Source organism: Deinococcus planocerae (assembly GCF_002869765.1).
GTDB lineage: Bacteria > Deinococcota > Deinococci > Deinococcales > Deinococcaceae > Deinococcus > Deinococcus planocerae.
This window is the reverse complement of record NZ_PNOR01000029.1, coordinates 46,727-57,698: the sequence shown is the minus strand read 5'-3', so window position 1 is coordinate 57,698 and position 10,972 is coordinate 46,727. Positions and strand designations below refer to the sequence as shown.

The following is a 10,972-nucleotide window of genomic DNA, read 5'->3' as shown; positions in this document are numbered from 1 at the left end:
TAACTGTACCGGAAGGTGCGGTTGGATCACCTCCTTTCTACACGCTCCGCTTTGCTCTTCACCATCCTTGTCCTGTATCCCCACACCCCCCGCCCCCGCGGGGGGTGTGCGTTTTGGCCCCGGTCCACCCGCGTCCCTCAACCGCCGCAGGGCTGGGGGACGTGGGTTTGCCTTTGCCGCTTTTTCCTACTGCGGCGTCTCCCGCCAGGCGTGGTCGAGGAGCTGTCGCACGTCGCGGGTGCATGAGTCCTCCTCCAAACCGCGCACTTCCTGCTCCAGGAGGCGGATAGCCCGCCGGAAAGCCTGACGGTCGAGGTCGGGCAGGCCGCGTTCGATGTTCCAGCGCCGAAGTTCGCAGGTCAGCGTAGCGAGTTCGTAGGGATCGCCGCCGACCAGAATCTCGGTGACCCGGCGGTGGCGGGCGGCCCACTGACGCGGGAGGTTGAGGTCGCTGTTCGTCTGGAGGCGGCAAAGCAGGTTCGGCATGTCCTGGGTGGTCAGCGCGGCGCGCATCCCGGTGCTGAGGGGATCGTCGACGGGCACGTAGGCGCGGCTGGCGGTGTTCGGAAACTCGACCTGATAGTAGGCGTGCGTCTCGCCCGCCACCGGGCGCTGGCAGGTGCCGCTGACGACGCCGATGCCGTAGGGCGGGAGAACGACGCGATCACCGATCCGGAACGATGGGCTCTTCACCGGGGTCACCTCTCGTGCTGATGGGCCGTGGCCTGTTCGGGACGGGGGAAAGGGGACCCGCCGCCCACCGTCCCACGGGCGGCGTGGGGCCGCGCCCGCCTCCAGACGACCGGAACGCGTTCGGCCCAGCGCGGGGCCGGGCCGAACGTCGGGTCAGGAAGGTCGCGGGGTCAACGGCGAAGCGAGCGCGGTCCGCAGGGCACAGGCGTGATTCTGGGTCCGCATGATTCTCACCTTACCAGGCCTTGATGAGAGATAGGTCACAATGCCGCCGGGATTCGCTCCTGGGGCCAGACCCGTGACAGTTTCACGCGGCCTCGTCCCTGGGGGGAGCGACCAGAGCGAGGAGACCGTCGAGGCTCAGGGCCAGGAGCGCGGCGAGCAGCGCCCCCGCGACCACCAGCGCCGTGTTCTGCTGCGAGAGGCCGTCGAGGATGGGGCGCCCCAGCCCGCCCGCGCCGAGGGCCGCGCCCACCGTCGCCGTGCCGACGTTGTACACGGCGGCAGTGCGAATGCCCGCCAGCAAGGCGGGACGGGCCAGCGGCAGCTCGACGCGCCGCAGGCGCTGCCCCGCCGTCATGCCCATGCCGCGCGCGGCGTCGAGCACGTCCCGGTCCACCGCGAGCAGGCCCGCGACGCCGCTGCTCACGACGGGCACGAGGCCGTAGACAACCATCCCGAAAAGGGTGGGCGCCCAGCCGAACCCCAGGGCGGGCACGGCGAGCGCGAGGATGGCCAGGGTAGGCACCGTCTGGCCCAGGCCCACGAGCGCCTCGGTGAGCCGACGCAGGGCCCGCCACCCTGGCCGGGTGACGAGGGCGGCGAGCGGCACCCCCAGCCCGACGACGGCCCCCGTGGCGACGGCGACGAGCCCCAGGTGCGTGAGGGTGAGCTGCCAGGGCGGCGCGTCGAGGTCGAGCGCCGCCTCCGGGAAGAGGGGGCGCAGCAGCCCCGGCAAGGCCCCGGGGACGAGGCACACGGCGAGCAGCGCGGGCCACAGGGCCGCTCCCCACGGAATGCGCCGGGTCGGGTGGGCTGTCCGGGCGGTGGAGGTCATGTCCCCTCCCGCACGCGCAGGTCGTTCCAGCGCAAGACGCCCAGGGCCTGGCCCCCCTCCCGCACGGCGAGGGCGTCCGACCCCTCGCGGAGCAGGACGGCGAGGGCGCTGCGGGCGTCGAGTGAGCCCTCCACCGTCGGCAGCCCTGCGGGGTCACCGGGCCGCGCGAACTCGGCGGCGGTGCGGCCCGCGAGGGCGCGCAGGGGAGCGTCCTCCCCCAGGAACTCGCGCACGAAGGGGTGGGCGGGGTGAGAGAGCAGCTCGCCGGGCGGCCCAACCTGCGCGAGCGACCCCGCCCGCATCAGGGCGAGGCGGTCTCCCAGGCGCAGGGCCTCGTCGATGTCGTGGGTGACGAGGACGACCGTCTTGCGCAGGCGGCGCTGGATGTCGCGGAAGGCCCCCTGCAAACGCTCGCGGGCGAGGGGGTCGAGGGCGCCGAAGGGCTCGTCCATCAGGAGGACGGGGGGGTCGGCGGCGAGTGCGCGCGCCACACCCACCCGCTGCGCCTGCCCGCCCGAGAGCTGGCCGGGCCGCTTGTCGCGGTACATGCCGGGGTCGAGCCCCACGAGCGCGAGCAGCTCGTCCACCCGTTCTCTCACCCGCCGCCGCTCCCAGCCCAGCAGCTCGGGCACGGTCGCCACGTTCCCCGCCACGGTGAGGTGCGGGAAGAGGCCGACCTGCTGGATGACGTAGCCGATCCCGCGGCGCAACTCTTCCGGGCGCAGCTCGCGGGTGTCGCGCCCGCCGAGGAGCACCTGGCCTCCACTGGGCTCGGTGAGGCGGTTGATCATCCGCAGGGTGGTGGTCTTGCCGCAGCCCGAGGGACCGAGGAGCGCGGTGACCTCGCCCTCCGGGAAGGTGAGCGACAGGTCGCGCACGGCGTCGGCGGAGCCGTACCTCTTCTCCAGCCCGCGCAGCTCGATCACGCGCCGTCTCCCGGGGCGACCCGCCCGAGGCGGCGGCCCAGCAGCGCCTCCAGCCCGCGCAGGGCCGCGTCCACGAGCAGGGAGAGAAGCGCGGCGGGCACCGCCCCGAGCAGGATCAGGTCGGCGGCGCCGCTCTGGAGCCCCCGGAAGATGTAACTTCCCAACCCCCCCGCCCCGATCAGGGCCGCGACGGCGGCCACCCCCACGAGGAGCACCGCCGCCTGCCGCACGCCGCTGAGCCACACGGGCAGCGCCAGGGGCAGCCTCACCCGCCAGAAGACCTGCCGGGGACTCATCCCCATGCCGCGCGCGGCGTCCACCACGCCGGGGGAGACGCCCCGCAGCCCCACCACCCCGCCCCGCAGCACGGGGAGCAGCGCGTAGAGGGTCATCGCCGTCAGGGCGGGCGCCGCCCCGATGCCCCGCACCCCGAGGTCGCGCAGGGCGGGCAGGGCGTTTGACAGGGCCGCGAGCGGCGCGATCAACAGCCCCAGCAGGGCGAGGCTGGGAAGGGTCTGCACCCCCGAGGCCAGCCCCAGGACCACCCCCGCCGCCCGCTCGCGCCCGCTCGCCCACACGGCCAGCGGCGCCCCCAGCCCCACGGCGAGGACGAGGGCGCCCCCCACCAGCCGCAGGTGCGCCAGGAGTTCTTGCCCCCAGCGCGGCCCCTCGCTCCGGCCCTCGACCACCACCGACCACGCCCAGAGGTGCCCCCCCAGCCCCAGGGCAAGGACGGCAGGCAGCCACGCCCACGCGAGGAGGCGCGCGCCGGGCCCCGGGGTGACCAGCCGCGCCCCGTACACGGCGCCCCCCGCCCCGAGCAGGGAGAGCCACACCCCGCCCGCCGCGCTCGCCCGCGCGAACTCGGCCTGCCCGGCGAGCGCCGCGCGGGTCTGCTCGCCAAGCACCCAGACGGCGGCCACGGGCGCGAGGGAGGCGGCCAGCCCGGTCAGGCGCGGGCGCCACAGGGTGCTCACGAGGGGCAGCGCGGCCAGGGCCAGCATCCCCAGGGCGAGCGCGGGCGGCAGGCGCAGGTATTCCCCCGGCGCGAGGCGGTTGGGCCGCAGCAGCACCCAGGGGAGCCAGGCGCCCGCCACCATCGGGAGGGCGGCGAGGACGAACACCGCGAGCACGTCGCCCGGCACGCGGCGCCCGGGAGGCGGGACGGCGCGGGGGGCGAAAGCCGCGCTGGCCTCCGCCCCCCGCCGTCCCGGGACCCTCACGCGCTCACCCCGGGCTTGTCCCACCGCGGGAAGAAGCCGGGGAGGTTCACGCGGTCTCTCACGTTACTTGATCAGCCCCTGGCCCCGGAGGTACGTCCGCGCGACCTCCTGGGCCGGGCGGCCTTCGAGGGCCACCTGGGCGTTCAGGCGCTGGAGGGTGGCCTGGGTCAGGGTGGCGAAGGTCTTGTTCAGGAGCGCCTCGATCCCCGGGTTCGCCTTCAGGGTCGCGGTGCGGAGGATGGGCGCGGGCTGGTAGACGGCCTGGGCGCCCCTGGGGTCCTTCAGCGCGACGAGCCCCAGCGCGGCGAGGGTGCCGTCGGTGCCGTAGGCCATCGCCGCGTTGACGCCGCTCGTGCCCTGCGCCGCCGCCTGCTGGGTCTGGGGAGGGGTGGCCCCCGCCAGCACGAGCTTCTGGTCGGCCCGCAGCCGGAAGCCGTACGCCTGCTCGAAGGCGGGCATGGTGTCCGGGCGGCCAAAGAACTCGGGGCTGCCCGCGATCTTGAACCTGCCGCCTCCCTTCAGGTAGCGCGCGAGGTCCGCCACGCTGCCGAGGTTCTGCGCCCTGGCCAGGGATTGCGGCACGGCGATCACCCAGGTGTTGTTGACGTTGGCGGGCCGCAGCCACGTGACGCCGTTTTTCGCGTCGAGCTGGCGGGCGAGGTTAAAGATCACGGCGGGGTCGCCCGCCTGCCTGGGGGTGATCTTCGCCTGCGGGAAGAGGTAGACGGCGTTGCCGGTGTACTCGGGGTACACGTCGATCTCGCCCGCCAGGATCGCCTTGCGGTTCACGCCCGTATCGCCGAGGGTGGTGCGGTCGGTGACCTCCAGCCCGGCGCCCCGCAGGGTGAGCACGATCATCTGCCCGAGGAGCTGCGCCTCGGGGTCGAGCTTGCTCCCCACCACGATGGGCCGGGCGGCGGCGCTTCCGAGGAGCGCGGCCAGGGTCAGCGAGAGAACGGTCTTCATGGGTGAGCCTCCGGTGGAGCCCACCGTAGACCCCCCCCGGGGCCGGGCGCGTGAGTCGGCTCACAAAGCGCGACCGTCCGCCCGCCCGGTGGGGTCGGCCCCGCCTACAACGAACCCTTGAGGGTCGAGGCGATCTTGAAGCGGACCTTGCGCCCCGCCGGGATGTCGACGCGCTCGCTCGTGCCGGGGCGCACCCCCTGGCGGGCGGCGGTCGGGGTGACGCTGAGGGTTCCCAGCCCGGGCAGCCCGACGCTCCGGCCCTCGCGCAGGGCGCCCACCACCACGTCGAGGAATGAGGCGACCGCCTCGCCCGCCTGCTTCTTGCTCAGGCTGGTCTGGTCGGCCACCAGGTCGACGAGCTGCGTCTTGGCGATCTTGCCGCCCCCCGTCTCGTCCCCGGCGCCCCGCGCCTCGCCCACGCCTTCCTTGCGGTTTCTCGTCATTTTCACCCTCCCGAACGGTGGAGTTGAGCGGCCAGGTCGGCCCAGGGGCACAGTAACACACCTCCCCAGATGTGCAAGCCCGAAAACCCGCGCTGGGCGCCCCTTTTCCCCCCAGGCTGCTGTTCCCGGCGGGACAAGAGGGGCTCAGAGGGCCGGGGCCGCCCGGGCACCGAGCCGGATCACCCGCACCCCGCCCGAGAGCGCGTCGAAGGTCCACAGCCGCCCGCGCAGGGGCTCGCCCACGCCGCCGAGGACCTTGAGCACCTCCAGGGCCATGACGCTGCCGACCACGTTGGGCAGCGGGCCGAGCACGCCCGCCTCCTCGCAGGACTCGGCCCCCCCGGGGTCGGGAAACACGTCGCGCAGGCCGAGGGCGGGGCCGAACACGCTCACCATGCCGCTCGTGCCGCTCGCCGCGCCCCAGACCCACTCGCGCGCCAGGCGGGTGCAGGCGTCCGCGAGGGCGTAGCGGGCCGCGAAGTTGTCGGTGGCGTCCACGACGAGCGCCGCCTCCCCGACCAGAGGGGCCGCGTTCTCCTCCGTGAGGAAGGGGGCCGTCTCCACCCGCACGAAGGGGTTGATCGCCTGCGCGCGGGCCGCCGCGACCTGCGCCTTGGGCCGCCCCACGTCCGCCGCCGTGAACAGGGTCTGGCGGTGCAGGTTGCTGAGGTCCACGCTGTCTCCGTCGGCGATCACGAGGCGTCCGACCCCGGCCCCGGCGAGCTGGCCGATCACCGGCCCGCCCAGCCCGCCCGCCCCCACCACGAGCACGGAGGCGGCCCGGACCCGCTCCTGGGCGCCCGAGTCCAACCACTCGGGCACGAGGAGCGGGCGCGAGTACCGCCGGAGTTCCGGGCGGGAGAGGGGGAGGTCGGGCATGGGGGGAGTCTAGGGGAAGGGGCCTTCCCGCACCGCCGCGCGGGGAACCTTCGCGCCCTAGAATGCGCGCTGAGATGCTCCTGATCGTCGCCCTGGCCTCCTTCCTGCTCGGCTCGCTCGTGGCGGGCGTGCTGTACTCGCGCGCGCGGGGCACCGACATCCGCGACCGCGACCTTCCCGGGGCGAGCGGCACCTTCCGCCAGCACGGGCTCGCGGTGGCGCTGGGCGTCATGGCCTTCGACGTGAGCAAGGGCGCCGCCGCCGTGCTCCTCGCCCGCGCGCTCACGCCCGAGCACACCTGGGTGGCGACCCTCTTCGTGGTGCTCGGGCACTGCTACCCGGCCTTCTTCGGCTTCCGGGGGGGCGGGGGCATCGCGCCGCTGATGGGGGCGCTCCTCGTGACGGGGCCGCTCACCCTCCTGGGGATGCTGGCCTTCGGGCTGGTGGTGATGCCGCTCTACAAGAAGACGCTGCAAGGGCGGCTGGGCCTGAACGCCGTGCCGTTTGCCACCGCGCTCGCCGTGCCCGTGGGGCTGCTCCTCGCCGCGCGCTTCGGGGGCCTGCCCGACCTGCTCGCGGGGGGGGCGGCGATGGCGGTGCGCGCCGTGCATCTGCTCGCCTTCCCGGAGCGGCGCGCGGCGTGAGGTGCGGAGTCCAGGCTCTGACGGTCCTCTCCCTGCTCGCCCTCTCGGCGGGCGCGGCGGGGGCCGACGCCGTGCTGGAGGGCCGCACCCTGCGCTTCGAGGACGGGTCCCGGCTGCTGGGGTCGCGCACCTACCCGGGGGCGCTCGGCGAGCTGACCGGACCCGTGACGCTGGAGGGAAGCACCTACCTCGGCGTGGGCCCGGTCGTCTACGCGCTGGACGGGGAGGGACGGGTCCAGGCCCGTTACGACCTGCCCGGGGAGGTGACGGGGCTCGACGCGAGCGGCGGGACCCTGCGGGTGAGCACCCGCGGCGAGGACTACACCGAACGCTTCACCCTGGGTGACCCGCGCGGGGGAGGCCGGGTGCAGGAACGGGTGGTCTTCCCGCCCGACCCGGAGGTCACCGGCTGGCTCGCCCGGGCGGCGGAGCTGGTGCTCCCCGGAGACCTCGCGCGGGCCGCGCAGGAGGACCCCACCAACGCCTTCCTGGCGCTGCGCGAGGCACTCGAGGCGGCCCGGCGGGGAGACACCTTCGCCAGCCTGAATGCGGTGCGCCGCAGCCTGGGAGGGGAGCTGCCCTTTCCCGCGTGGGTGAGCCTCGCCGCGGGGCTGGACGCCGCCGGGTTTCCCGCCGCCGCCGACCTCGCGCTCGACCGCGCCCGCCGGGACGCCGCCGCCCGCGGCATCGACCCCGAGGTCAGCGTGAGCCGCGCTTCTCTTTTCGCCTACGGCAACCCCAGCGGGTACGTGGGCACCCTGCTCTCTCAGGGGCGGCTGGGCCGGGCCGAGGCGTGGCTGCGTTACCTGCGCGACCTCCACCCCCGCTTCGAGGGCGGGCCCGCCCTGTACGCCCGCTACGCCGCGCTCCTCGACGCGCAGGGCCGCGGCGGCGAGGCCGAGGAGTGGCGGCAGTTCACCCGCTCGCTGCGGGCGGGGACCCTCTACAACCTCGGGGCGGAGGGCCCCCGGGTGGTGCGGGACGCCCTGCGGCTGGTGACCCTCGCGCTGCTCGTCTCGCTGGGGGCGGCCCTCCTGACCCTGACCCTGCGGGCGTGGCGGGCGCAGGGCGAGGACACCCGCCCGCTGGGGGGCCGCTGGGCCTCGTGGGCGCGCCATCCCCTCTCGCGGGCGCGGCGCTCGGTCGTCACCTACGCCTCGTTCGGGGAGCGGCTGGGGCTCCTGGCGCTCGCCGCGGGGCTGCTGACCAGCCTCGCCGGGTGGCAGTGGGCGAACACGACCGCCGCCCGGTTGCGCGCCCCCGCCCTGAACATCGGCACGTACGGGGGGGGCTGGTTCGCCGCCCGCCTGAACGACCTCGACCTGCGCCCCGTGCCCGACACGGCGCTCCTGACGGGGCTCGCCGCGCAGCTCGACGGCGACGCCGCCGCGGCCCGCGCCCGCCTCGCCCGCGCGCCCGGCAACGCCTGCGCCCTGAACAACCTGGGGGTGATCGCGCAGGAGAGGGGCGACCTGCCGGGGGCCCGCGAGGGTTACCGCGCCGCCTTCGCCGCCCGACCCGACCTCGCCGCCGCCGCCTACAACCTGGGCCTGCCGCCGGGCACGCCGGGCACCGTCTTCCAGCGCACCTACCGCCCGGGCGAGCCGCGGCTGTGCTACCCCGACGACCGCAGCCTCGCCCGCGCCCTGGGCGGCGACCTCAGCGTGACCCTGATGCGCGACCTGCGCCGTCCCCTCTCGCTGCTGGCGCCGGGACCGGGGCAGAGCGCGCGGCTGGGCTGGGCGCTCCTCGCCGCCCTCGCGGGGCTGCTCGCCCTGGCGCTGCTGCTCCTCTTGCCCCGCCCGCCCGGGGCCGCGCGGATGGGGAGGCCGGGCCCCTACCGCCTCGCCGCGCTGCTCCTGCCCGGCTCGGGCCTGCTGGAGGGGGCCTGGGGCGGCGTGCTCCTGCTCGCGTGGGGGGTGGCGCTCGCGGGCCTCGCCCCCCTGACGGGTGCCCTCCGCCCCCCCACATTCCTCGACCCCGCCCAGCCCTCAGTCCGCACCGCGCTCCTGGCCCTGCTGGCGGGCACGTACGCCCTGAACCTCGCTGCCTTCGTCGCGGCGGAGGTGGGGCACGCGCGGCGGGGGCGGGAACAGTGACCGACCGGTGTGCTCACCTTTCCTTCACCTTCTGGAGGGTCGCCTCCGCGTGGCCGACGCGGGGAAGGTGATTTCGGCGGGCCAGACGTCGTTTTCGGTGGCGGGCGCGGCGACCGGCGAGGGCCGTTCCGGTGTAGACCGGGGCAAGAAAGGGTCGGGAATGCCCAGACCGGAGTCAGCTTCACCCCGCATACTTCGCGGGTGCCCGTGCGCGTTTTCCACACCCCCTCCGCCCCCCGCACCCCGAAGCGTCACTCCCTCTCCCCGGCCCGCGCCCTGCTCACCGCACTCGCGCTGGGCCTGCCCACGTCCGCCGCCGCGCTGGGCGCCGTGCAACTCACCGTCACCGCCGACCAGCCCGCCGCCTTCCTGAACGGGGAGGCCGCCACCTTCGCCGCCCCGCCGCGGTTGATCGGGGGCCGCGCCATGCTGCCGCTGCGCGAGACGGCGGCCCTGCTCGGGCAGACCCTCGGGACCGGCGCGGGGCAGGTGCAGGTCGGACGCCTGACGGTCGATCCCTCGCAGGGGGCCGCCTTCCTCGCGGGCGCCCGCCAGCCCGAGGGCAGCGTCGCCACCGTGGGCACCACCCTCTACGTGAGTGCGCGGCTCCTCGCGGACGCGCTGGGGGCGAACCTCAGCGTCGAGGAGGGGGGCCGGACCCTGACCCTCACGGCGCTGCGCGAGGGCGGCAATCCCCTCGCCCCGCAGGCCCGCTTCTCGACCGACAAGGGCGTCTACGCGCCCGGCGAGCGGGTGATCTTCACCGACTACCCCTTCGACCCCGACGGGGCCGACATCGTGAGCCGCAAGTGGAGCGGGCGCCAGGACGTGTACTTCCAGCCGGGCACCTACACCGTCACCCTCCAGGTGGCGAACAGCCGCGGCCTCCAGAGCCCGCCCTTCTCCCGCACGATCCGGGTGGAGGGCACCCCCCTGGACACGCCGCTGAGCTACGCCCTGAAGTACGCCGAACCCGGCGACCGTTTCCCCGACCCCGGGGTGCTGAGCTACCCCGCCGCGCCCGTCCAGGCCGTCTCCGGCCCGAGCTACCCCCTCCTCTTCAGCGACAGCCCGGAGGCGCCGACCCAGAGCGGCATCCTGTACCAGGACACGGTGGCGGGGCGCTCACGGCTGCTCGCCTATCACCTCAACGCGCTCGGGCGGCCCGCGCGGCTCTACGTCCTCGCGCGCAACCTGGAGCCCCGCGCGGTCGAGGTCCGCACCGAGCGGCTGGGCGAGACGGCCCCCACCCGCATCGAGGGCCTGCTCGGGCAGGTCACCCTGCTCGACTACTTCGCGGGGGCGGGGGCGAGCACCCTGACCGTCCCGTCCGGTGGCAGCGTGCCGGTGTACGCCAGCCCCACCCTCGGGCCGGGCACGGGCGTGAATCTCCTCCAGGACCTCACCACCTCGGGCCGGGTGGAACTCACCTTCCTGATGCTCGAAGAGAGCCTGCCCCCCACCGCGCAGGTCGCCCAGCAGCTTCCCTACCTCCAGCCCGACGGGCGCCACCAGCGCGGCACCTTTCCGAACGCGGTGCGGTCCCTGCGGGTGAACCTGACCGCCCTCCCCGCCCGCATCGTGATCGGGGACGGGCAGCTCGACCCCGCCGTCACCGGGGTGGACGTGCTCACCGGCCAGCCCCAGCGCCTGCTCGGCAACTACGGCGTCCTGTACGACCTGGAGGTGAACGGCGCGGCGGGCACGGCGGTCGCCCTCAGCCCGCGCGGGGGTCTGTACCGCGGCGCGATGAACGTGCAGGACGGACCGCTGTCTCAAACGATCAAGCTGCCCCGCAGCGGCAACGCCCTGACCCCGGACCAGCCCGTCTTGCTGTGGCGCTCGCAGACCGACCGCCTGAACATCGACTTCGTGCCCGCCAGCGGGAGCAACCTCCCCGTCAGCCTGATCTTCTACCGCACCCAGAGGCCGCCGGGCTTCGGCGGCGTGCTCAAGACGTACCAGCCGTGAGGGAAACGGCCAGCCTCCAGCTTCGAGCGGCCCGGCTGGGCGTCGGAGGGCGGTGGTCGGGTCCGCCCTCC

Annotated in this window: 10 protein-coding genes; 3 read left to right on the top strand and 7 right to left on the bottom strand. The window is 75.0% G+C overall.

Annotation, left to right across the window (positions count from 1 at the left end; translation table 11 throughout):
• Nucleotides 1–186: 186 nt before the first annotated feature.
• From A7B18_RS15720 to A7B18_RS15690, 7 genes are all read right to left on the bottom strand, one after another.
• Nucleotides 187–693 (bottom strand): CarD family transcriptional regulator, encoded by a 507-nt coding sequence (locus A7B18_RS15720; RefSeq protein ID WP_102127653.1) that lies wholly within the window; start codon nt 691–693, stop codon nt 187–189.
• Between the two features lie 307 nt (nt 694–1,000).
• On the bottom strand, nt 1,001–1,750 hold the full coding sequence (locus A7B18_RS15715) for an ABC transporter permease (RefSeq protein WP_102127645.1): 750 nt from the start codon (nt 1,748–1,750) through the stop codon (nt 1,001–1,003).
• Nucleotides 1,747–2,676, bottom strand: a complete 930-nt coding sequence (locus A7B18_RS15710; RefSeq protein WP_102127644.1) for an ABC transporter ATP-binding protein — start codon at nt 2,674–2,676, stop codon at nt 1,747–1,749. Before A7B18_RS15710 ends, A7B18_RS15715 begins: the two co-directional genes overlap by 4 nt.
• A complete protein-coding gene (locus A7B18_RS15705) occupies nt 2,673–3,899 on the bottom strand; it encodes an ABC transporter permease (protein WP_245872919.1) in 1,227 nt (408 codons plus the stop codon). The genes A7B18_RS15710 and A7B18_RS15705 overlap by 4 nt, the downstream gene beginning before the upstream one ends.
• A 63-nt stretch (nt 3,900–3,962) precedes the next feature.
• Nucleotides 3,963–4,865: an ABC transporter substrate-binding protein gene (locus A7B18_RS15700; RefSeq protein ID WP_102127643.1), complete on the bottom strand. Its 903-nt coding sequence runs from the start codon at nt 4,863–4,865 to the stop codon at nt 3,963–3,965.
• Between the two features lie 104 nt (nt 4,866–4,969).
• On the bottom strand, nt 4,970–5,308 hold the full coding sequence (locus tag A7B18_RS15695) for an HU family DNA-binding protein (RefSeq protein ID WP_102127642.1): 339 nt from the start codon (nt 5,306–5,308) through the stop codon (nt 4,970–4,972).
• Nucleotides 5,309–5,452: 144 nt separating this feature from the next.
• Nucleotides 5,453–6,187 (bottom strand): HesA/MoeB/ThiF family protein, encoded by a 735-nt coding sequence (locus A7B18_RS15690; protein ID WP_102127641.1) that lies wholly within the window; start codon nt 6,185–6,187, stop codon nt 5,453–5,455.
• A 74-nt stretch (nt 6,188–6,261) separates the two neighbouring features.
• Between A7B18_RS15690 and A7B18_RS15685 the strand changes: the two genes are divergently transcribed.
• The 3 genes from A7B18_RS15685 (at nt 6,262) to A7B18_RS15675 (ending at nt 10,901) form a co-directional block, all read left to right on the top strand.
• Entirely contained in the window at nt 6,262–6,831 is a 570-nt protein-coding gene (locus A7B18_RS15685; RefSeq protein ID WP_102127640.1) for a glycerol-3-phosphate acyltransferase, read from the top strand.
• Nucleotides 6,828–8,930, top strand: a complete 2,103-nt coding sequence (locus A7B18_RS15680; RefSeq protein WP_245872918.1) for a hypothetical protein — start codon at nt 6,828–6,830, stop codon at nt 8,928–8,930. Before A7B18_RS15685 ends, A7B18_RS15680 begins: the two co-directional genes overlap by 4 nt.
• 276 nt (nt 8,931–9,206) lie before the next feature.
• Nucleotides 9,207–10,901 carry a copper amine oxidase gene (locus tag A7B18_RS15675; protein WP_102127650.1) on the top strand — a complete coding sequence of 565 codons (1,695 nt, stop codon included), beginning with the start codon at nt 9,207–9,209 and terminating at the stop codon, nt 10,899–10,901.
• The last annotated feature ends 71 nt before the right edge of the window (nt 10,902–10,972 follow it).

Excerpts from the sequence above, each read along its gene's own strand:
- A7B18_RS15685 (WP_102127640.1), top strand. The coding sequence starts at position 6,262 with ATGCTCCTGATCGTCGCCCTGGCCTCCTTCCTGCTCGGCTCGCTCGTG.
- A7B18_RS15690 (WP_102127641.1), bottom strand. The coding sequence starts at position 6,187 with ATGCCCGACCTCCCCCTCTCCCGCCCGGAACTCCGGCGGTACTCGCGC.
- A7B18_RS15695 (WP_102127642.1), bottom strand. The coding sequence starts at position 5,308 with ATGACGAGAAACCGCAAGGAAGGCGTGGGCGAGGCGCGGGGCGCCGGG.
- A7B18_RS15715 (WP_102127645.1), bottom strand. The coding sequence starts at position 1,750 with ATGACCTCCACCGCCCGGACAGCCCACCCGACCCGGCGCATTCCGTGG.
- A7B18_RS15700 (WP_102127643.1), bottom strand. The coding sequence starts at position 4,865 with ATGAAGACCGTTCTCTCGCTGACCCTGGCCGCGCTCCTCGGAAGCGCC.